Source organism: Caulobacter sp. ALps2 (genome assembly GCF_058681635.1).
The window spans coordinates 3,736,774-3,758,569 of sequence record NZ_CM178743.1; the positions used below are offsets into that span (position 1 = coordinate 3,736,774).

Genomic DNA, 21,796 nt, shown 5'->3' on the forward strand with positions numbered 1-21,796 from the left:
GCACCTGAACGAGCTTGGCCTTAAGCCGCGGTCAAACTGTCGCGAACAGGCGCGGCAGGCCCAGCGTGACCAGCCCCTGGGCCGCCACATAGGCGTGGAACAGCCCGACCAATTGCACGGTGGCCGGACGATCGGAGCCGACGTAGCCAAACATCCAGCGCAGCACGACATAGACGGCCATGATCGCGCCGACGGCGACGAAAAAGCCTTGCCAGGCCAAGAGCGAATAGACGATCGCGCCTTGGGCGCTGAGGTCCGGAGAGAGGCCCGTTCCACGCCAAATCCTCAGGTCCAGGGCCCAAGCGGCGGCCCCCAGCGCTCCGGCGGCGACAGTCAGGAGAACAGTGAGGCGAGGGGTCTTGGCCAGGGCGCGGCTGGCCAGCCAGGCGCAGAGGATGGCCGCCAGGTTCATCGCCGCGACGACCAGGGTTTCGGGTCCTGCGGGCGCGTTCCACGGAGCCTCCGAGCGGCTCCACAGGAAGACGTATGAGAAGACGTTCATCGCCAGCACCATGCCGGCGACCACCAGGGTGATGATCATCGCCCACCAGCCGGTGCTGGACGGGCCGCTGGCGTAGGTCCGGAGCATCAGCCCCGCCCCGACGTCGACTTCCTTCCGCGGCAAGGGATGGTCGAGGAACCAGCACCAGCGGATCACGCAGTAGGTCGCTAGCACCCCGCTGACCGCCGAGGCGGCATAGGCCTGCACCGTCAGCAGCAGGAAGAAGCCCGCCGTGAACACCGCCGCCCAGACATGCCAGCCGGACGGCTTGGGCATGGGCAGCAGGTGCTGCGGCTCGGCCTCGATCGGGCTGGTGACCAGAGTCTCGCGCCCACCGGTCGGCGCGTTAGGCAGGAAGTAGCGGCCGGCCTCGACGTCGCGGGCCAAGTTCTTCTGGTCCCACAGCGGATAGAGCGAGGTAACGATGGGGATGCTGCGCGTCGAATAGAGCTCGGCCGGCAGCCACTCCAGGCCGGGACCGTCATAGACATTGCCGGAGTCGGATCCGAACGGTCGGAAGTTGCGGACCATGTCGACGAACCATACCAGCACCCCCACCGCGAACACGAAGGCCCCGACGCTGGAGATCATGTTCGGGATTTCCAAGTCGCGGCCGGGAGCGTAGGTCCAGACCCGCCTCGGCATGCCCATCAGGCCCGACAGGTGCATGGGCAGGAAGGCCAGGTGCATGCCGACGAACATCAGGCCGAACGTCCAGCGGCCCAGGCGTTCGCTGAGCGGCCGGCTGGAAACCATGGGCGTCCAGTAGTAGATCGCCGCGAACAGCGGAAAGACCATGCCGCCGATCAGCACGTAGTGCAGGTGGGCGACGATGAAATAGGTGTCGTGGGCCTGCCAGTCGAACGGCACCATGGCCGCCATCACGCCGGTCAACCCGCCCATCACGAAGATCAGCAGCGAGCCCAGCACGAACAGGCCCGGCGTGTTGAAGCGCATCTTTCCGGACGCCACGGTGGCGATCCAGGAGAAGACCTGCACGCCAGCGGGCAGGCTGACGGCCATGGAAGCGGCCGAGAACACGCCGACCGAAGCCTCCGGCAAGCCGGTCGTGAACATGTGATGGGCCCAGACGCCGAAGCTGATGAAGCCCGTGGCCAGGAAGGCCAGCACCACCAGCCAGTGCCCGACCAGCGGCGTCCTGGCCACCGCCGGGATCAGAGTCGACATGGCCCCCGCCGCGGGCAGGAAGATGATGTAGACCTCCGGATGACCGAAGAACCAGAAGAGGTGCTGCCACAGCAGCGGGTCTCCGCCGCGTGTGGCGTCGAAGAACGGCCAGTTCAGCGCCCGCTCAAGCTCCAGCAAGGTGGTGGCCAGGATCACCGACGGGAAGGCGATGATGATCATGCCGGCGAAGACCAGCATGGCCCAGGCGAAGATCGGCAGCTTGTCCAGGGTCATGCCCGGCGCGCGGGTCTTCAACACTCCGACGATGATCTCGATGGCCCCGGCGATGGCCGAGATCTCGATGAAGCCGATCCCCAGCAGCCAGAAGTCGGCGTTGATCCCCGGCGAATAGGTCGTCGAGGTCAGGGGCGGATACATGAACCAGCCGCCATTGGGCGCCAGGCCGAAGAACAGCGAACAGAAGAACGCCAGCCCGCCGATCAGGTAGGCCCAGAAGGCGTAGGCCGACAGGCGCGGGAAGGGCAGGTCGCGCGCGCCGAGCATCTGAGGTAGCAGCAACACGCCCAGCGCCTCGACCGCCGGCACGGCGAACAGGAACATCATAGTCGTGCCGTGCATGGTGAAGATCTGGTTGTAGGTCTCCTGCGCCAGCACCCCGTTCAACGGCAGGGCCAGCTGGGTCCGCATCAGGAGCGCCAGCACCCCCGCCAGCACGAAGAACAGCATGGCGGCGCCCACGTAGTAGACGCCGATGAAGTTGTTGTTGATCGCGGTGAGCCACTGCCAGCCCTTGGGGGCGCACCAGATCTCTTCCAGCTGTTCGACCTCGCCCTTGGGGCGCCGACCCTTGGTGGGGAAGCGGTCATAGATCGCTCGATCGAAGCCGGTCTCCGAAGGCCCCTCCGGCGGGGGGGTCATTTGAGACTCTCCAGATAGGTCGAGACGGCCCGCAGATCCTGGCCGCTGAGTACTGGATAGGCAGGCATGCGGTTGCCGGGCTTGATGGCCTGGCTGTTGGCGATCCAGCCGCCCATGGCGCCGGCGTTGTTGGGCAGAACGCCGGCGCCCAATGTGCGGCGAGCGCCGACATGGGTCAGGTCCGGCCCGGCGACGCCATTGGCCGAAGTTCCGCGGATCGTATGACAGGCGCCGCAGCCGCTCGTATCGAACACCGCCGCGCCGGGAGTCTGCTGCGGGACGGCTGGTCGCGCCGCGCGCTCGCGCCAGCGGGCATAATCCTCGGGCGCATGGGCGACGACGACAAAGGCCATAAAGGCGTGAGCGCCGCCGCAGTATTCGGCGCACTGGCCGCTGTAGGTTCCCGGGCTATCGGCCTGGATGCGAAGGACATTCCGGCGGCCGGGGATCATGTCCAGCTTGCCCGCCAGACGCGGCACCCAGAAGCTGTGGATCACGTCGGTGGACTCAAGCTCCAAGGCCACGGACTGGCCGACCGGCACATGGATCTCGTTGGCGTCCTGGAACAGTTCACGACCCGCGCCGTCCAGGTAGGCCACGCGCCACCACCACATCTCGCCGGTCACCCGGACGCGCAGGTCGCTGGGGCGCGGCGCTTCGGAAAGCTTGTTGGTCAAGGCCAGGCCCCAGACCAGCAGAGCGCTCAAGACCACCACAGGGAAGCCCAGGCCCGCGACCCACACCAATCGCTCGCCGCCTAGTCGCTGTCGCCACGAGCGGGGCGCGAACAGGGCGATAGACAAAGCGGCCAACACCACGACCATGACGAAGACGCACATGGCCAACAAGCCCCAGGTCAGGGTGCTCAGCGGCGCGGCGAACGGCCCGGCCGGATCCAACACCGGCGGCGGCCAACCCTTGAAGCTTTCGTGCGCGGCCGCCTTAGTCGTCATGGAGCGTATAGAGATAGGCCGCGACATCGCGGGCTTGGGCCTCGGTCATGTTGGAGGCGGGCATGGCGGTTTCCGGCGACAAGGCGGGCGGATCGCGCAGCCAGCGCACCAGCACGTCGGGCTGGTTGGGATGGCGACCGGCGATCAGAACGCGGCCGGCGAAACCCGCCAAGGGGCCGCCGACCTTGCCATGCGGCCATTCCAGGCCCGGGATCTGGTGACAAGCCCCGCAGCCGTGGCTCTCGATCAGAGCCAGGCCTCGATCCGGATCGGCGCCGGCGATCATGCGGCCGACTGGCTTCTCGGCGCAGGCCATGAGGCTCGCCAGGCTGATCATCGCGAGACTCGCCGTTTTCGATCCGCTGTTCACGCCGTCCCCTGGAACCGCTCCCGAGGCTCAACCCTCTCAAGCGGCCAAGGTTCCGAAGGAACCGGGTCGGGAGCCGCCGGTTAAGCCGCTGTGCGCCACCTTTCAATCCTTCTCGCCCTGACCTTGCTGGCCGCCTGCGACCGGCCCGCCAGTCGGACCGATCAGGCGTTCAGCGCCAGCGGTCGGATAATCGCCATGAGCGGCGGAGCCGGCGGGGCGCGGCGCGCTTGCTTTGCTTGTCATGGCCTGGACGGCGCGGGCGACGGAATCTCGACGCCCCGGCTGGCGGGGCTGGAGGCGGGCTATCTGCAGAAGCAGATGGAGGACTACGCCTCGGGCCTGCGTCCCGATCCGGTGATGACGCCCGTAGCCAAGGCGCTGGACGACCGGGCGCGCCGAGCGGTGGTCAGCTACTATGCCGAGCTGGCGGCGCCTTCGGGCGGTGACGCTTCCCGCGCGCCGGCGCTGTGGCGCCAGGGCGACGCCGCGCGCGGCCTACAGCCCTGCGCCGCTTGTCACGGCGATCGAGGCGAGGGTGTCGGCGGCGGCCAGCCGGCCTTGGCCGGCCAACCGGAAGCCTATGTCCGTGAACAACTGGAGCGCTGGCGTCTGGCCAAGCGGCGTAACGATCCTCGCGGCGCTATGGGCGACATCGCCCGCAAGCTTACGTCCGCCGAGATCGACGCCATGGCGGTCTGGCTGAGGCGGCAATCCACTTCTCCAGCGCCCGCCACCGACGTCGCCAGCGCGTCGGGCGTTTCGCAAGCCGCGGGACGATCGGCAGCATCCCATGCAGGACGTCGTCTCGATCGATGAAGTGGCGCTTCAACGCCGCGCCAGCGTGGATCGGGATCAGCAGGATCAGGCTGACGACGAAACCCCAATGGAGCCATTCGGCGATCGCCTCGATGGCCCAGAGTGTCGGGTTGGTCAGCTCCCCCAACGGCATCAGAGGCCAGGGCAGCAAACCTAGCAGGGCGAGGTCCGTTTCGCGCGCCGTGGCCGACACCATCGCCCAGCCGCTCAAGGGCAACCCCAGCAGGCAGGTGTAGAAGACGTAGTGGGTGATATGGGCCGCCGCGCTCTCCCAGCCGGGCTTGTCGGCGTCGTTGATCGTGTCCGGGGCGAATAGCCGCCAGCCTAGCCGACCCAGGGCCAGGACCAGCATCAAGACCCCGACCGCGTAGTGGACCTCGTAGGCGGCCGCCATCCTCGCCCCGGCCGGCGCGAGGCCCATCCAGAAACCCCAGCCCAGCTGGAAAAAGGCCAGGGCCGCCATGGTCCAGTGGAAGACGATGGCCACCGGCGAGTATCGGCCCTCGTCTGCATGCCCGGCGGCCCATTCGAAGATGTTCTCGATCAGTCGGTCGATCATGCGGTCGCCAAGCGTGGCCGCAGCGCCTTGGCGAGGATCGACAGGGCGTTGGCCAGATAGACCCCCGCCGCGGGAATCCACATGATCAGCCCGGCGATCTGCTGGTCGACCAGCGGCGTCAGGCTCCAGGCGGCGGTGGTCAGGGCATGGGGCGCGTAGAGGGCGCGGGGGGCGAAGGTCAGGATCGCGCCCAGCAGGCCCATCAGCACCATGGTCGCCAGGAGCGCCGAGATCGCGCTGGCCGGCCGCGCCCCGCGCACGGCGCGCCAGGACGCCGTGGCGGTGACCAGCAGGCTCGCCTGCATCAAGGCATAGGCCAGGTCACTCGACATCGCCCAGCCATAGGCGGCCGGCGCGTGCCAATACCAGAACACGGACACGAAGGCGGTGGTCCAGGTCGCCAGGTGTGGCGCGCGCGGGGGGCGTGGCAGGGCATAGGCGATCAGCGGTGCGGCGATCGCTACGAGCAGGACGTGGTGCACGGTCCGCGCGGCGAACAGAGCAGAACTCAGGGCGCACAGCGGCGAGATGAATGCGACGGCGAGGACTAGCACGGCGGCCAGGGCCAGCCTGCGGTTATCGGACGCCGCCAGCAGCAAGCCGCTCAGCACCGCAAGAATGGCTAGTCCCAACGGATCGAGGTTCCAGCGCGCCCACAGCTCGGCGGGCGCAGGACCCGCGCCGCAATAAGGCGACCAGACGCGATCGGCGATGGACATGCGATGGCTCCCTGGTAGCGGTCGAGATTGCAAATCCTTGGATAGCGGCCTCGTTCCAGGCAAGCCGTCCGGAACCGCCGGCCAAGCCTGGCCGTTGGCTGGGCGAACGGGTCGGGAGAAGACGCCTTGGACGCCAACGCCACTTATGGCCGCGCCCTCAGCCGTGCCTTCGGCGGTGCGCTGCTGTTCTCGTTTCCGCTGCTGATGACCATGGAGATGTGGTCGCTGGGCATGGCCGTGGAACGCTGGCGGCTGCTGGTGTTTCTGATGCTCACCATGCCGATGCTGATTGGCCTATCGTACTATGCCGGTTTCGAGCCGACCTTCCGCCTGAAGGACGAGGTGATGGACGCCCTGGCAGCCTTCGCCGTGGGCTTCCTTCTGTCGGGAGGGCTGCTGGCTATTTTCGGCGTTTTGAGCCTCGACGAGATCGGCAGCGATAGCGCGCTGGGCAAGATTTCTTTGTGCGCCGTACCCGCCGCGGTCGGCGCCTTGCTGGCCGGCAAGCAACTGGGGGAGCGGGGCCCGGGCGAACGGGAGAAGGCCGGGGCCGGACCGCTGGGCGAACTCTTCCTAATGGCCGTCGGCGCGGCCTTCCTGGCGTTCAACGTCGCCCCGACCGAGGAGATGATCGTGATCGCCTACCAGATGGGGCCGTTGGCCACCTTGCTGTTGATGGCCGTCTCGATCGCGCTGCTGCACCTCTTCGTTTATCGGCTGGGCTTTCCGGGCGAGACCCGACGGCGCGAGGCCGGCGGCTTCTTGCGGACCTTCGTAACCTTCACCGCGCCCGGCTACGGCGTGGCGCTGTTGATGAGCCTCTATCTGCTCTGGACGTTCGGCAGGACCGACGGCGTCGCCGTCCATGAGATCGCCACCATGACCATTGTCCTGGGGTTCCCCGCCGCGATCGGCGCGGCGACCGCCCGGTTGGTGGTCTGATGGCCAAGGCTCGCACGACCGCAGCTGCGTCCAAGCCTCGGCCCAAGCGCGCACCGGCCAACGACATCCCGACCCTGGAGTGGATCGCGGCCGGCATTGGCCTGGTCCTAGCCGGTACGGCGATCGGCTTCACCGCCTGGGACGCGATATTCGGTGTGGAGGGACCGCCCGTGATCGAGGTGCGGCTCAAGCGGGTAACGCCGACGGCGCACGGCTATGTCGCCGAGATCGAGGCCTTCAACCACGGCGGGGCGCCCGCCGCTCATGTCGAGATCGAAGGCGTGATCGCCGGTGACGATCCGGCCGGCGTCACGATCGACTACATACCCGAGCAGTCCCGCGTATCCGGCGGACTGATCTTCGAGCACGACCCCCGCGTCGCTGGCGTCAAGTTGCGCGCCAAGGGTTTCGCGGACGCGTCCTGATCAGGATCGCGGCGGGATTCGGCGAAGCCCATACGGTCAGGTTGGGATCGGGTCGCGCCGCCAGCGGAGCTCGGGCGTGAAGATTTGATGAAATCGACAGGCGCGCGCTGAGGCCCCTCGCGGGAGCGTCGTTGTTGCCGTCGGGGGCGTGGGTCGAGCGAGCGGGTTCGGCTGCCCCCCGTCGCAACAAAGACCTGGGGATATCGGCAATGATCGGAACGAACACCAACGGCGCGCGCGCGCGCCAAGCGGCCTGGCTGATGACCAGCTGCGCCGCCATCGGCCTGTTCACCGCCGCGGGCGCCCACGCCCAAATGGCTCCCGCGCAGGACGAGACCGTCGAGGAAGTGATCGTCACCGGCAGCTACCGCCGCAGCCTCGAGAAGGCCGTGGACATGAAGCGCAAGGCCATCGGCTTCTCGGACTCGATCGTGGCTACCGACGTCGCCAACTTCCCCGAGCAGAACCTGGCCGAAGCGCTGCAGCGCATGCCTGGCGTGACTATCGAGCGCAACAAGGGCTTGGGCGGTCGCGTCAGCGTCCGGGGTTTGCCCAGCGAATTCACGTTTGTCACCATCAACAACTTGGCCACCGCGTCGGGCAGCGGCGGTCGTGACGTCGAGTTCGACATCTTCGCTTCGGAAGTCGTCCAGCAGGTCACCGTGCAGAAGTCGCCGCGCGCCTCGGACGAAGAGGGGGGCATCGCCGGCGCGGTGAATATCTCGACGGCCCGTCCGTTCGACTACAGCGGCCGTAAACTGGTGGCCTCGGCCGAGGGCGCCTACAACTCGATCTCGGAAAAGGCCGATCCGAAGGTCTCGTTCCTGGCTTCTGACACCTGGGGCAACTGGGGCGGCCTCGTCTCGTTCTCCGCCGCGCGTCGCACCAACCGCACCGACTCCAACTCGGGCATCAACTTCCGCCCGATGTTCCGCTTCTCGGAAGCAGGCGGCACGCGCGCCGCGCAAGCCGCCGCCGTGCTGGCTCGCGACGCCGGCGTCATCATCAAGAGCAACACCAACCGCGACGAGACCGGCCGCATCATCTTCCAGGATAAGGTCGGCGACCGCGCCTATCTAAACACGCAGGATCAATGGGGCGGCACCGCTTCGCTGCAGTATAAGCCGACAACCAATTTCGACATCGCCTTCGACCTCATGGTCGGCGGCTTCGACAGCACCGAGGACCAGTACGACGCGGCGGCCTATTCGGCCTCGAGCCGCAGCACGCTGGAGACGATCCACGAGTACGACAAGGAAACCCTCTCGGAGTACGGCATGGTCGTGCTGCGTGACGTGTCCTACACCGCGACCCAACACGAGATGCTGAGCAAGGAACAGATCAACAAGACCGACTACGCCCAGTTCGGAACCGAGTTCAACTGGCATGGCGACAGCTGGAAGTTGCACGGCCTGGCCGGCTATTCGGGCGCCAAGAAGACGCTCGACTATTCCAATCTAAAGCACGTGGCCTACGCGCCGTCGCGCACGCGCTGGACGGACAAGGGCGGCGAGACCGTCAAGAGCGCCAACCCGGCCTCGATCGACATGTACAACGCACCGTCGAAGTATCTGTTCGAGGCCTATGAGACGACGCTCGAGAAGATCAAGGACGACAAATACGCGGCCCAGCTCGATTTCACCAAGGACTTCGCTCTCGGCTTTTTTCCAGCTCTGAAAAGCATCCAGATTGGCGGGCGCTACACTGACAAGTCGAAAGAGCGCCAGTATGGAGCGCTGAACATCCAGGGGCCGTCGAAGGGCAGCACCGCCTGGCTTAACACCCGAACCATGGCCGATAGCCCGCTGACCCCGATTGGTGAGTTGGTGCCAGGCGGCGACTACAGCATCCGGGACATCACCTGGAGTCAGATCTCGAACGAGTACGCGCGCAACACCTTCCGGTATGCGGGCTTCACAACGCCGTACACGCCGGGCGACTACTACGAAGTGTCGGAGAAGGTCACCAGCCTCTACGCCATGACCGACCTGGGTTTCGACGTTGGGCCGGTGCCGGTCACTGTGAACGGTGGTGTCCGCTACGTGGACACCTCGATCACCTCGTCGGGCTATCACCAGATCCAGACGCCGACCGGCGGCACGACCTACACGCCCGCGCCGGTGTCGAGCGACGGCAGCTACAACAAGTTGCTGCCCAGCTTGAACTTCACCGCCGACCTGACCGACAGCATCATGCTACGCGCCGCGGCGTCGAAGACTCTAATGCGTCCGGCCCTGACCGACCTCGCCTACAAGCGCACCGCGAGCTTCAACTCGTTCCGCTTCACCGACGGCAACCCGGGCCTGAAGCCGACCTTCGCCGACCAGTGGGAAGTGGGCCTCGAGAAGTACCTGCCGGAAGGTGGCCTGCTGGCCGTCTCGTACTTCAACAAGAAGATCGAGGGTGTCGTGCGTCAGGCCCTGACGGGCACGGTCAAGAACGTCACCAAGTACAACGCCAACGGCACGATCGACGGCGTCTACGACTTCGACGTCTATCAACCGATCAACGTCGAGGGCTCGTACAAGGTCAACGGCGTCGAACTGGTGGCCATCGTTCCGTTCGGTCTGTTCTGGGAGCCGGCGAAGGGCTTCGGGATCAACGCCAACTACACGATCCTGGACAGCTCGCTGAGCGGCCAATCGATCATCAAGGTCCCAACCCCGCCGATCGGTCTGGCCGACAAGGCCTACAACGTCACGGTCTACTACGAGAACGACCGCTTCCAGGCCCGCGTGTCCTATAACTACAAGGACAAGTACGTCGAAGGAATCGGCTACGAGATGTACCCGATCTGGCGCTCGGGCTATGGCCAGACGGACATTTCGGTCAGCTACAACCTGAGCGAACGTGTCCAGCTGAGCCTGGAAGGGATCAACGTCACGGATGAGGCTACCCGCGGCTACACGATGGATCCGTCCTTCCCGACCATGGACGAGAAGTCGGGACGACGTTTCAGCCTCGGCCTGCGGATGAACTTCTGAGCCCGCTGGACGCCATCACAGGTCGCGCTCTCCCCTTCGTCGGGGGGAGCGCTTCCGCGCGTTCGACCAAGAGGATCGGCATGAGGGGGCTGCGCCTCGAACTCGTCATCTTCCTGCAGCGGCGAGGGCAGTCGCTCGAGGACGCGGAGGACATCGTCCAGGAGGCGTTCGCGCGCTTCCATCGGGCGGGGCATGAGCTCGGCCAGGCCGACGGGCGTCCGCTGCTGTTCGCCATCGCCAAGAACCTGCTGAAGGACCACTGGAAGCAGGCCAATCGCGAGCGCGCTCGCACCCTTCAGCTCGACGCGGACGACACGACCGCCGCCTGGGAGAACGCGGCCAGCGACGATCCCGCCGCCGACCGCCGCTCGATCGCCCGCCAGGACCTCGCCGGGATCGCGCAGGCCATCCGCGATCTGCCGCCGCGCTGTCGTGACGCCTTCCTGCTGCATCGCTTCGAGGATCTCAGCTATCGCCAAATCGCCGAGCGCCTGGGTGTTTCGGTCAGCATGGTGGAAAAGCACCTGGCCGAAGCGCTACGACGCCTGAAAGCCGCGCGGGAGACCTGAGGTGTTTCGTCCGTCGATCGTTGAGAAGATACGCCCCGGGCAAGACCGGGCCATTGGGAAAGCCTGACGCTCTAGATGCTCGACCGTTTCGCCGCCTTTTTCGAACGCCAGCCGCATAGCGCGGAGGGCTGGGTCGTGCGCCTGGGCCGTCCCGATGTGTCGCGCGCGACGCAGGTGGCGTTCGGGCGCTGGTTGTCCGCCGATCCGGCCAATCTCGCCGACTACGAAGCCGCCAAGGGCCTGCTGCGCGAGACACAAAGCCTGCGCGCCGAATTGCTGGGCGAGCTCAACCTGATCCCGACCGCCCGCAAGCGCCGCAACTCGGTCGGCTGGACGCCCGTCGCCCTGGCCGGTGGCTTGGCGGCTGCCGTGCTGGCCGTGGCGATCACGCCGACGCTGGTTTCCCGCTTCCAGGATCCGCTGGCTGGCGCGACCACCTACACCACCCAGGTGGGCGAGATCCGCGATGTGACCCTGGCCGACGGCTCGGTCGTCACGCTGGACACCGCCACGGCTCTGAGAGCCAAGGTCGACGGCCGCGTGCGCCGCCTGGCCCTGGACAAGGGCGCGGCCTATTTCGCCGTCGCCCATGACAAGGCCCATCCATTCCAGGTCGCCCTGGCCGACCGTCAGGTCGTCGTGACCGGCACCCACTTCGCCACGAGCCTCCGCGACGGCCGTGCCAGAGTGGAATTGCTGGAGGGCTCGGTCGAGGTTCGCCAGCCCCGCGTCTCGACCGAGCCCGTCCGTCTTATCCCCGGTGACCAGGTCTCGTACCAGGCCGGCGCAGCCGTGCGCCGCGAAGCCCATATCGACCCGGCGACGGCGGTCGCCTGGCGTAAGCGTCGGCTGGTCTTCCAGGACGCGGCGCTGTCGGAAGTCCTCACCGAACTGGGCCGCTACACCGACGCGAAGATCCGGCTGGCCGACCCGGCGCTGGGCCGTCAGCGCGTCACCGCCATGCTGCCGCTGGACGGTCGCGACACGGTGATTGGTAGCGCCGCCAAGGTGCTGCCGGTGACCCTGAGCCGCACCGCGCCGGGTGAGGTGACGGCCTCGGCGCGCTAGGTTTCGCGCGACTGTCACGAAGCCAAGCTACCAGACCCGTGGCGCTTTCACCGCGCCGGGGGTTCTCGTCAGTAGTCTTATGTCGTTCCGCCGCGTGTCCGCTCTGTCGATCGCGGTGCTGGCCCTGGCCGCGCCGTTTTCGGCGCAGGCGGCGACCCGCTTCGACATTCCGGTCCAGGATGCTCGCCCGGCCCTGATGGCGTTGTGTCTGAAGGCTGGCTGCGCCTTCGCGCTGTCGACCGAGCCGGGCCGGACCTATCGCGCCAACGCCGTTTCCGGGACCATGCCCTGGCAGGACGCCCTGAAGCGGCTGCTGGCCGGCACGGGCCTGCGCTACGAGATCACCGATCACGCCTCGGTCCGCGTGTGGGCCGAACCGCCGACGGCAGCCGCTCCGCCGCGCCCGGCGCCGGTCCCTGAGGCACCGGTCGACCTGGATGAGGTGACGATCACGGCCGCCTTCGTAGCAGGGATCGAAGACGCTCTGATCCAGAAGCGTCGCGCCGAGGCGATCATCGACGCCGTGTCGGCCGGGCGCATCGGCGAACTCCCGGCCGCCAACCTCGCCGAGGCCCTGCAGCGCGTCCCGGGCGTGGCCATCGAACGCGAGGTGGGAGAAGGGCAGTTCGTCAGCGTCCGGGGCCTGGGGCCGCTGTTCCAGTCGGTGACCCTGAACGGCGCGCCGGTGGCGTTCAATGAGAACATTCGCAACTCCACCCAGAGCGGCCGGCAATTTCGCTTCCGCGCTCTGTCAGCAGACTTGCTGGCTGGGGCGGTCGTGGCCAAGTCGGCGACGGCGGATCTCGTCGATGGCGGCATCGGCTCCAATATCGATATCCGGACGGTGCGGGGGCTAGAAGGGCCCTCGTACCTGTCGATCCGCGCCGACGCCCGCGCCGAGATCCGGTCCGGTGCTGTATCGCCGGACGTCGCGGTCTCCGGCCGCTGGCGGCGCGGGGACGGTGGCCTGGGCGTGGTGGCGGGCGTCTCCACCGAGCGCCGCGAAGTCCAGTACGACCGCTTCCAGGTCCCACGTTATCGCGAGATCGTGGTCGGCGGCCTGCCGCGGACCGTGCCCGACGATGTGCGCACCACGGTCGAGCAGGAACAGCGAGCCCGCGCCACGGCCTTCTTGGGCGTCGAGTGGCGCGCCGCCCCGGCCGTAACCTTCTATCTAGACGCGCTCGCCTCGCGTTTCGACAACGCCATCCGTGAGGACCGCGTCGTCTATGGAATTAGCGATTACTTGGCCCCGGCGCTGGCGACCGACCTGAAGTTCGAAGGGCGCACCCTGGTCGGCGGGCGCATCACGGCCGGCCAGATCAGCAACAATCTCGAGGTCTCCGACCAGGTCCATGACAATGTTTCGCTGAGCCTGGCCATGAAGGCCGACGCCGGCGCCTGGAACCTGGAGCCGCGCCTCAGCCTCTCCAGCGCCCGCTCGAACCTGGATACGCCGCTGCAACGGATCGGCGCCGTCAGCCCGTTGGGCGTGTCTTACGCCTTCGACCTGGGACCGGACCTGATCGACAGTCGCAAGGCGCCGTTGCTGTCGACGTCGTTCGACCTGACGGATCCGGCGCAACTGACTTTCTCGCGCTACGGCGTCCGGGCCACCCAGGTGGAGGACCACGACATCACTGGCCTGATCGCCGCCGAACGGCCAGTCGACTGGACGGTTGGGCCGCTACGGGTCGAAAGCTTGCGGTTGGGCGGGCATGCCAGCGACCGGGGGCGGAACTTCCAGCGCCGCGATCGCGAGGCCGCGGCCAGACCGGGCGTTGTTGTCGACGCCAGTTTCTTCGACGTCCGCGCACCGAAGGACGCGTTCGATCGCCTCATTGGCGCGCGCCCTCCGTCCTGGATCGCCGCTGACTTCGACGGTTTCCGCCGGGGTTTCGTGCTTCCCGGCGAGGCGGACGGCGTGATCGTCGACGCCGATCAACTGGCGCCCACCGGCGCGGACCTGCAAGGCTCCTACAAGGTCGGCGAGCGGATCTTGGCGGCCTACGGGCGCCTGGACTTCGCGACAAGCGTGCTGGGAAAGTCCGCTACGGGCAATGTCGGCGTGCGCACCGCTTGGACACGGACGGACGTGGCTGGCTCTCTCTTGGGCGTCTCGGAGGCAGGCTATATGGCTGTCAAACCGGTCCGCTATGCTGGCGACCAGGCCGTGGCGCTGCCCAGCGCCAATCTGGCTATCGCTCTGGACGATCATTGGCGACTGCGCCTGGCGGCTTCGCGCAGCATCACCCGGCCGTCGCTGGCCGATCTGCGCTCGGCGACGGTGCCGGCCAGCAGTCTGGTCTCGATCCTCTACCAGAACGGCCAGGCCGAGATCGACAACCCGTCGCCGGGGACGTTGTTCTCCGGCGTCGGCGGTAATCCGAAGCTGAAGCCGTATCGCGCCGCCAACTACGACCTTTCGCTCGAGCGTGAGTTCGAGGACTTCGGCGGCGTTAGCCTGGCGGTGTTCCACAAGGCCATCGATGACTTCATCGTCGCCTCGGTCCAGGCCGAGCGCCTGACCTTCGCCACGCGCGTGGGACCGCCGGTGGTGGCCACGGTGATGATGTCGCGGCCGCGCAACGCCGGGCGGGCCCAGGTCACCGGGATCGAAGCCGCCTTCAGCCGTCGTTTCGCCCATGGCTTCGGCGTCTGGACCAGCGCCACCTGGGTCGACGCCTCGAGCCGCGACGCCTTGGGCCGGCGCGGTCGGTTGAACGGCGTCTCGCGCCTGTCCTATTCGATCAGCCCGTTCGTGGAACGGGGATCGCTGCACGCGCACATGTCCTGGACCTGGCGCTCGCCGTTCGGCTCCGAGGCCGACATGCAGGGCGGCGGCGTGTCGAGCTTCGTGGTCGCCAGCGCCGGCTATCTGGACGCGGCCGGCTCCTACGATCTTAGCCGTGGTGTGTCGATCTTCGTCGAGGCCAGCAACCTGACCGATACGGTCGAGGCCGCTTACGAGAACCAGCGCGGCCGCCCCCTGCAGATCGGCCGTTCGGGCCGTTCGTTTAGCCTTGGCGTGAGGATGCGACTCTAGGCGGGCCAGGCGCTCCAGGTCGCCAGCACCCGGTCGTCTTCGTCGCGATTGTCCGTGACGATCACACGATAGTTGGTCCCGCCGGGGGCGACACGAACGACGATATGGCCGCCGCGCGCCGCCAGTCGATCCGTCAGCCACGTGTGGGCCAACGCGTTGGCGGGCGAGAGGCCGGTGGCGAAGACGTCGCGGGCGCCAGGGTAGAGGCGCTGGCTCAGCATCCGTTCCAGGGCGTCCGTGCTGGGGTGCGCGACGTGCCAGCCAGGGATGATCCAGGCACGCGGCCTCAGCGCGCGTACGACATCTGCGCCGGTGGCGTCGAACATGCCGTGGTGCGCGGCCACGGCGACGTCGACCGGGCCGGCGATCCGGGCGGCCGGCGTCTCGACATCGCGCCAGGGCAGGGCGCCGTCGAAGCTGTTGCTGGTCAGGTCCCCCGCCGCGAAATAGCTGAACGCGCCATAGCGCAGACGGATGGCGGCGGAGCAGGCGTTCTCGTCGGGGACATCGTCCTTGGGCAGGGTCTCGATCGCCGGGAACAGGCGGCGGGTCTCGGTCCCGCGCCCTGTCCAAACCTCGCCGTTGGCGGCTAGGTTGCGGATCTCGGCGCCGGGCAGGACGAACTGGTCGGCGGCCCCGACCCGAAAGCGCTCGACGCGACCGCCGTCGCGGGCGCGCTCGCGGGCCAAGGCGATGTAGGCCTTGGCGAACGACGCTTCCCACGGCTTGGGATAGGCGTAGTCGGGATAGTCGCGATCGACCAGAACGCCGATCGGCAGCAAGGCGGCGACGTCGCCCAAGCCATCGATGTGATCCGGATGCAGGTGGCTAACCAGGAAGGCGTCGAGCTTTGGCTTCCCGGTCGCCGCTAGGTGACGGCGAGCGTAGCGGCCGATCCATTCGCCGGGGCGACGCTCGGCGTTGGGGCGGATGTCCAGGCTCGCCGGCGGCGGCGTGCTGGAGGCGCCGGCGTCGATCATCAGGCTGGATCCGTCCGGTCCGATGATCAGCGTGGAGTCGCCCTTGCCGGTGGCGATGTGGTGAATGTCGAGACCGCCGCGCCGCCATGGACGCAGGGGCTGACCGACGGCGTCCTCGGCGGGTAGCGGGGCGGCCGCACCCAGCGCGCCAGCGCCGAGCAGCAGCCCGCGCCGGGTCACGACCGCCGCCATCAGAACTTCGCCGACAGCATGACGCCCACGGTGCGCGGTTCGCCGAGGTATTCGGCGAGCACGCCTTGGGTGGACGGGGTCAGCAGGAAGTCGACATCACCCAGGTTCTTGGCCCAGGCGCTCAACATCCAGCGGCCATCCTGGCTCTCATAGCCCAGAGACAGGTTCGTCAGGGCGTAGCTGTCGATGTGCAGGTTCGGGTCCTTGGTCGCGCCGGTATAGTAGCTGTCGGTATAGGCCCAGCTGATCGCGCCGGTGACATAACCCTTGCCGTTCAGCGGGATGCGGACGTCAGCGGCCAGCGAGCCTTTGTTGCGCGGCGACGAGCCCAGCGGGTTGCCAGTGTTCACCGCGCCGCCCGGAATGACGAAGTCGTCGTAGACTGTGTCCAGCAGGCCGTAGCTGCCCATCAGATTGAGCCAGGGCAGGGGGCGCCAAGCCACCTCGACTTCCGCGCCCTCGACCGTGGCCTGGCCGGCGTTGGTGATGGTCAGCACCCGGGTGACGTTGTTGAAGAACAGCTCCTGCTTGTCCTTGTAGTCCATGTGGAAGACCGAGGCGTTGATCCGCAGGGTGTCAGCCAGCCACTGGGACTTCACGCCCAGTTCGTAATTGGTGACGGTCTCGGGATCGAACGGCTGGGCCAGGGCGGTGATCACGGCCGCGTCGGTGTTGAAGCCGCCAGCGGTGTAGCCGCGCGTGACACTGCCATAGACCTTGAAGTCCTCGCGCGGCGTCCAGCTGAGCACGGCGCGGGGCGTGACCTCGCTCCAATCGGCCTTCAGGTCGCGGGCCGTGAAGCTGCCGGTCGCCGGACGGATGAAGTCGGTGCGGACCAGCGAGGCGGTCTTCTCGTCGTGGGTGTAGCGCGCGCCGAGGGTCAGGTCGAAGGCGGCCGGCAGGTGCAGCGTGCCGTCGACGAAAGCGGCGTAGCTCTTGGTCTTCACCGCCTGGTCGGTCAGGACGTCGGACGAGGCCACGCCCGTGATGGCGGCCAGGCCCCGCGTGCGCAGCTGGCGCTTGGCGTCCTCGTCGGCGAAGTAGACGCCGGCCACCAAGTCGCCGCGCGACCACTTCGGGCTGGCCCAGCGGATCTCCTGCGAGAACAGGCCCACGTCGTCGACGTCGCGGTTGACCGACTGGGTGTTGGTCCCGACGAGAAAGCGATAGTTGGCGCCGGTGCCTGAATAGTCCTCGCCCGACTGCGACCAGCGATAGCCGGTGATGGCGGTGACCTGGCCGACCGGGGCGTTCCAGTAGATCCGGCTCGAGGCACCCCACTGGTTCCGCGCGAAGCCCTGGTTGTAGCCCAGCTCCGAGGTGCGGCGATCGCCGTCCGAACCGGCGGCCCTGGATGACAGGGTGCGGCCGCCGTTGTGGTCCTCGGCATAGTCGACGCCCAGCAGCACCTCGACGTCTTGGTTCGCCTGGATCCGGGCCTGGGCGCGCAGGCTGCGGCTGTCCAGGTCGTCCTGCTCGCGGCCGGTCAGGCGGTCCTGGCCATAGCCGTCATGCTGCTTCAGCGAGCCGGCCAGGCGAAACGCGAGCGTCTCGCCGACCGGGATGTCCACGCGGCCATCGACCTGGCGAAGGCCATAGTCGCCGGCGCCGACCCGCACCGAGCCCCTCGTGTCGCCGAAGGCCGGCTTGCCGGTGTCCAGCACGATGGCGCCGCCGGTGACGTTGCGACCAAACAGCGTGCCTTGCGGACCTTTCAGCACCTGCACCGAGTTCAGGCCGTAGAGTTCGAAGGTGGCGGCGCTGTTGCGCGGGATGAAGAGGTCGTCGATGACCACGGCCACCGGCTTGTTGGCGCCGATCTGGGTGAAGGTGTTGGTCGCGCCGCGCACGGCGATGGTCGGGCTCGACTGGCTGAACGACGAGACCAGAAGGCCCGGCGTCAGGCGCGAGATGTCGCGCAGGCTCTCTAGGCGATAGGTCTCGACCGCGCGACCAGAAAATGCTGTCAGCGAGATCGGCACGCCCTGGGCGGCCTCTTCGCGCTTCTGGGCGGTGACGATGATGGTGTCTAGCGCGGTGGGCTCGGCCTCCAAGGTGGCGGCGGCCGGCGACGCGACGCGGCGCAGCACGATGACGCCATTGCTGTCGGAGACGATCTCCAGACCCGTCCCGTCGATCAGTTTGCGCAGCGCGGCGCGCGCGTCCATCGAACCCTTCAAGGGCTGGGTGCGGAGGCCTTCCAGGCCGTCGGCCGGCGCCACGACCTGCAGGCCCGCCTGGCGGGCGAAGGACGAGATGGCCGAAGCCGCGCCCTGGGCGGGCACGTCGAAGGTGCGTTGCTGGGCCACCGCCGGGAGGGCGCAGGCCAGGAGGGCCAGGGCGGCCACGCCGCCGGCCAGGGTTTGCTTCAGCATCATGTCATCGCCCCGAAATCCGCCGGTCCCGCGCCGGCCTCATCGGGGTGGAGCCTCGATGTCGAAACTCCCGCCATGCCGTCCTCGAAAAAAGTTCAGCCGCGCGAGAGACGGACGCCGTCCGCGTGCGGCGTGGCGGTCAGGCCCAGGCTGAGCGCGGCCGCCTTGGCGAAGCCGTCCGGATCGCTGGCCGAGAACAGGCCGGTCATCTTCAGCCGCGAGACGGCCGGGTCGTCGATGACGATGCGACGGTCGGAATAGCGCGCGAACTCGTCGGCGGCCTGGCCCAGGGTCAGGCCATCCAGGTCGATCTGGCCCTGCCGCCACGCCATGGCCCGGTCGACGGCCGCCGAGCCGACGGTCGTGGGCGTCAGGGCGCCGGCGCTCGCCACCTGCACGGCGTGTTCGGCGGACAGACGCACCGGCTTGCCCTCGACGCCGCGCCAGACCTCGACCACGCCTTCTCGCACGACGACCCCGACCTGACCGTCGGCGTGGGTCCGGACCGTGAAGCTAGTGCCCACCGCTCGCACCCGGACATCGCCGGCTACCACCACGAAGGGGCGGGAAGGGTCCTTGGCGACGTCGAACAGGGCCTCGCCACGCAGCAGGTCGACCCGGCGCATCTTGCCGTCGAAGGTCGCGCGGATCGTCGTGTCGGTATTCAGGGTCACGGCCGAGCCGTCGGCCAACGGCGCGCGGCGGATGTCGCCCTTGGCGGTCGTCACCCGACCCTTGAGGCTGAGCGCGCCGTAGCCGACCGCCCCGACCACCGAGGCGGCGGCGAGCAGCCCGCCGGTCGCGAGCAGGCGCCTGCGGTCAGCGGCTCTGGCGGCGGGGTGTGCGGCGGGCGCGAAGTCGGCGCCCAGGCCCTGGGCGCGGTCCAGGCGGGCGCTGACGGCCAGGGCCTTGGCATAGGCGCCGGCGCGGCGCGGATCCTGCGCGGCCCAGGTTTCGAGGGCGGCCTGGTCCGCGTCCGACAACGGCCCCCGATCAACGCGCGCGGCCCAGGCGGCCGCGGCGGCGTCAATGTCGGCGCTGCTGTCTCGGATCGTGCTCAACTTTACTCGGGTCCTGGTCGATACGGTTCTTAGATGCCTGGAAGCGTTCGTTTCCGCCACGCCCCAATGCATTCATCAGCACACCGATGCCTTTTCCGACATGCTTCTCGACCGTGTTCTCGGAAACACCCATGCGCCGGGCGACCTCGCGCTGTGACAGGCCGTGCACTTTTCGCAGGGTGAAGGCCTCGCGGCACTTCGCCGGCAACCCGGCGATGAGGGCGGCGATGCGGGTCAGTTCCTGGCGGTCGGCGGCCACGGTCTCTGGCGAGGGCTCGTCGCTCGGCGGTTCCATGCCTTCGGCCTCGGCCAGCGCCTCGAACGCGACGATGCGGCTGCGGCGCAGGGACCGCAACACCACCGACTTGGCCACCTCGAACATGTAGGTGCGGCTGTTGAGGATGTGGTCCACGCTGTCGAGGGCCGCAAGGATGGCGTAGGTCTCCTGGACTATGTCGTCGACTTCGAGCCCGGCCAGCGGACGACGCGACAGCCACGCGCGCAGAGCCGGCTCGTGCGGCAGCGCGTTGCGCGCCAGCCAGATCGCCCGCTCGTGAGTGGCCAAGGTCATGGGCGAAGCCTGCTACCAGCCGTTTGTGACAGCTAGCCACCAGAGATCGTCGTCCGTGCTCTACGAAGGGATCTTCCGCATCTGCGTTAGGCAGGCGCCGGCGACGGCGGCCATCGCGGCGGTTCTATTCTGCACAGCGCGGGGACCGGAAATCAGCAGCTTGTCGACGGAAGGGTTGGAGATGAACTCCGCTTCGATATAGGCGGCGCGGCAGGGAATGGTCCGCCTGTCGTTGCCCAGACTGATGTCGTTCAGGACGCCAAAGCCCGGCAGGTTGGGATTGCCCTGGTTGTCAGGCTTGATACCGCGATCCTTGGCGCCGGGATCAAGCGCTTTCAGCGCCGTGAAGAGCGCCGACTGCACCGCGCCCGCGAACTCCATGTCCGCCGCCAGGTTGATGTTGTCGTTCTCCTTGGCCCGGTAGAAGGTTTCGGTGCCTCGGACCGACGCGCTCTTGTTGCCATTGAAGTGCAGGCACAGGAAAAGCTTGGCCTTGTGGTCGAAGGCCATCGCGGCCCGCGCCTTGCCGGTGACATTGATGTCCGTTGTCCGAGTGAGCACCACCTGGACCGCTTCGCCTTTCGACGCGGCCTGACGCAGCAGCTCGTCCCGCAGGATCAGCGCGAAGTCCAAGGCCAGTTTCTTTTCTTTGACGTTGCTCACCGAGATCGCGTTGTTGGCGCTGCTGCCGGAGACGTTGCTGGTTCCACCATGACCGGGGTCGATGACGATCACCCCAAGGCCTTTGGGCGTGGGCGTCGCAGCCGCGGCTTCGCTCTGCTTGATGTCCGCCAGCAGGCGCTCGGCCTCGGGGACCAGCGCCAGAACGGAGTCGGCGTAGTCCTGTCGCGGCGTGTAGGTGGGGCCGATGAAGCGGATGAAACGCTCGGGCGTGGCGACATTGGCTTCCCAGCCGGAATAGGGCGCGCGGTTGAGGAATGCCCAATAGCCCGAGATGAAGTTCTCCAGGGTCGCGAACTTGCAATAGAAGTCCTCGCCGTCATGGGCGGCATATTTCACTTTCGTGGCGTAGGGCGTCATCTCCTTGCGCCACTTCAGCCCGCCGAAATTATAGTGCTCTGTGGCCAGCGCCGACGCGCCGCGACCGCTTTCGAGCATCCATTGGGCCAGCGTCACCGCACGCAGCGCTGGGTAGCGAATGGCCTCGCCCAGATAGACCGTCGCCAAGCGCCGAAACGGCTCGTTGGTCATGTTGCGCCCCTCTTCTAGAGAGGTCTGCCATATATGCGCGTGTTCGGCAACTTCACTACTATCGAGAGATCTCGCCGACGCGTCCTCCGCGGTCTAACCGCCGGCGGACCGCAGTCCCTGGACGAGCAGCGACTGGGCCGCGATCGCCGCCTGGGTGCGATTGTGGACGTTGAGTTTGCGCATCAGTGCGGTCATGTGCGCCTTGACGGTGGCCTCGGCGATGCCGAGGTCGAAGGCGATCTGCTTGTTGAGCAGGCCCGAATTGACGCCTTCCAGAACTCTCATCTGGGTCGGCGTGAGGCCGCCCAGCGCCATCTTCACATCCCGATCGGCAACGTCCGTCGTGGTCATCGCTGAATCCCTCTGTCTCGTCCCTGCGCACCGC

17 protein-coding genes and 1 pseudogene are annotated in these 21,796 nt (G+C 67.6%); 7 read left to right on the plus strand and 11 right to left on the minus strand.

What is annotated here, in order from left to right:
• Window positions 1-31: 31 nt before the first annotated feature.
• Genes ACW173_RS17825 through ACW173_RS17835 form a run of 3 tightly spaced genes read right to left on the minus strand, consistent with a single transcriptional unit; the run spans window position 32 to window position 3,859 of the window.
• Complete coding sequence (locus tag ACW173_RS17825) at window positions 32-2,569, minus strand: cbb3-type cytochrome c oxidase subunit I (RefSeq protein WP_492081425.1); 2,538 nt, start codon at window positions 2,567-2,569, stop codon at window positions 32-34.
• On the minus strand, window positions 2,566-3,522 hold the full coding sequence (coxB, locus tag ACW173_RS17830) for a cytochrome c oxidase subunit II (RefSeq protein WP_492081426.1): 957 nt from the start codon (window positions 3,520-3,522) through the stop codon (window positions 2,566-2,568). The genes ACW173_RS17825 and coxB overlap by 4 nt, the downstream gene beginning before the upstream one ends.
• Window positions 3,512-3,859, minus strand: a complete 348-nt coding sequence (locus ACW173_RS17835; RefSeq protein WP_492081427.1) for a c-type cytochrome — start codon at window positions 3,857-3,859, stop codon at window positions 3,512-3,514. The genes coxB and ACW173_RS17835 overlap by 11 nt, the downstream gene beginning before the upstream one ends.
• A 228-nt stretch (window positions 3,860-4,087) precedes the next feature.
• On the opposite strand from ACW173_RS17835, the pseudogene ACW173_RS17840 reads away from it, so the two are divergent.
• Window positions 4,088-4,537, plus strand: a pseudogene (locus ACW173_RS17840) (c-type cytochrome); the annotation flags it as partial.
• A gap of 19 nt (window positions 4,538-4,556) precedes the next feature.
• Here the strand turns inward: ACW173_RS17840 and ACW173_RS17845 are convergent.
• Complete coding sequence (locus ACW173_RS17845; protein WP_492081428.1) at window positions 4,557-5,267, minus strand: cytochrome b; 711 nt, start codon at window positions 5,265-5,267, stop codon at window positions 4,557-4,559.
• Window positions 5,264-5,986 carry a cytochrome c oxidase assembly protein gene (locus ACW173_RS17850; protein WP_492081429.1) on the minus strand — a complete coding sequence of 241 codons (723 nt, stop codon included), beginning with the start codon at window positions 5,984-5,986 and terminating at the stop codon, window positions 5,264-5,266. Before ACW173_RS17850 ends, ACW173_RS17845 begins: the two co-directional genes overlap by 4 nt.
• A 126-nt stretch (window positions 5,987-6,112) precedes the next feature.
• Between ACW173_RS17850 and ACW173_RS17855 the strand changes: the two genes are divergently transcribed.
• From ACW173_RS17855 to ACW173_RS17880, 6 genes are all read left to right on the plus strand, one after another.
• Window positions 6,113-6,928 carry a TIGR02587 family membrane protein gene (locus ACW173_RS17855; RefSeq protein ID WP_492081430.1) on the plus strand — a complete coding sequence of 272 codons (816 nt, stop codon included), beginning with the start codon at window positions 6,113-6,115 and terminating at the stop codon, window positions 6,926-6,928.
• Window positions 6,928-7,353 (plus strand): hypothetical protein, encoded by a 426-nt coding sequence (locus ACW173_RS17860; protein WP_492081431.1) that lies wholly within the window; start codon window positions 6,928-6,930, stop codon window positions 7,351-7,353. The genes ACW173_RS17855 and ACW173_RS17860 overlap by 1 nt, the downstream gene beginning before the upstream one ends.
• Before the next feature lie 209 nt (window positions 7,354-7,562).
• Window positions 7,563-10,337, plus strand: a complete 2,775-nt coding sequence (locus ACW173_RS17865) for a TonB-dependent receptor (RefSeq protein ID WP_492081432.1) — start codon at window positions 7,563-7,565, stop codon at window positions 10,335-10,337.
• 80 nt (window positions 10,338-10,417) lie between these two features.
• Window positions 10,418-10,906, plus strand: a complete 489-nt coding sequence (locus ACW173_RS17870) for an RNA polymerase sigma factor (RefSeq protein WP_492081433.1) — start codon at window positions 10,418-10,420, stop codon at window positions 10,904-10,906.
• 75 nt (window positions 10,907-10,981) lie between these two features.
• Window positions 10,982-11,974: a FecR family protein gene (locus ACW173_RS17875; protein WP_492081434.1), complete on the plus strand. Its 993-nt coding sequence runs from the start codon at window positions 10,982-10,984 to the stop codon at window positions 11,972-11,974.
• A gap of 94 nt (window positions 11,975-12,068) precedes the next feature.
• Window positions 12,069-15,020, plus strand: a complete 2,952-nt coding sequence (locus ACW173_RS17880) for a TonB-dependent receptor (RefSeq protein WP_492081435.1) — start codon at window positions 12,069-12,071, stop codon at window positions 15,018-15,020.
• On the opposite strand, the gene ACW173_RS17885 is transcribed toward ACW173_RS17880, so the two are convergent.
• From ACW173_RS17885 to ACW173_RS17910, 6 genes are all read right to left on the minus strand, one after another.
• The gene (locus ACW173_RS17885; RefSeq protein ID WP_492081436.1) at window positions 15,017-16,192 is read right to left on the minus strand and encodes a ComEC/Rec2 family competence protein; all 1,176 of its coding nucleotides are present in this window, start codon (window positions 16,190-16,192) and stop codon (window positions 15,017-15,019) included. The genes ACW173_RS17880 and ACW173_RS17885 overlap by 4 nt on opposite strands.
• Window positions 16,192-18,570 carry a TonB-dependent receptor gene (locus tag ACW173_RS17890; RefSeq protein WP_492081437.1) on the minus strand — a complete coding sequence of 793 codons (2,379 nt, stop codon included), beginning with the start codon at window positions 18,568-18,570 and terminating at the stop codon, window positions 16,192-16,194. The genes ACW173_RS17885 and ACW173_RS17890 overlap by 1 nt, the downstream gene beginning before the upstream one ends.
• 92 nt (window positions 18,571-18,662) lie before the next feature.
• Entirely contained in the window at window positions 18,663-19,628 is a 966-nt protein-coding gene (locus ACW173_RS17895; protein WP_492081438.1) for a FecR family protein, read from the minus strand.
• Window positions 19,594-20,199 (minus strand): RNA polymerase sigma factor, encoded by a 606-nt coding sequence (locus tag ACW173_RS17900; RefSeq protein WP_492081439.1) that lies wholly within the window; start codon window positions 20,197-20,199, stop codon window positions 19,594-19,596. Before ACW173_RS17900 ends, ACW173_RS17895 begins: the two co-directional genes overlap by 35 nt.
• Window positions 20,200-20,259: 60 nt before the next feature.
• The gene (locus tag ACW173_RS17905) at window positions 20,260-21,411 is read right to left on the minus strand and encodes an N-acetylmuramoyl-L-alanine amidase (protein ID WP_492081440.1); all 1,152 of its coding nucleotides are present in this window, start codon (window positions 21,409-21,411) and stop codon (window positions 20,260-20,262) included.
• Between the two features lie 93 nt (window positions 21,412-21,504).
• A complete protein-coding gene (locus ACW173_RS17910) occupies window positions 21,505-21,762 on the minus strand; it encodes a helix-turn-helix domain-containing protein (protein WP_492081441.1) in 258 nt (85 codons plus the stop codon).
• Window positions 21,763-21,796 lie beyond the last annotated feature (34 nt).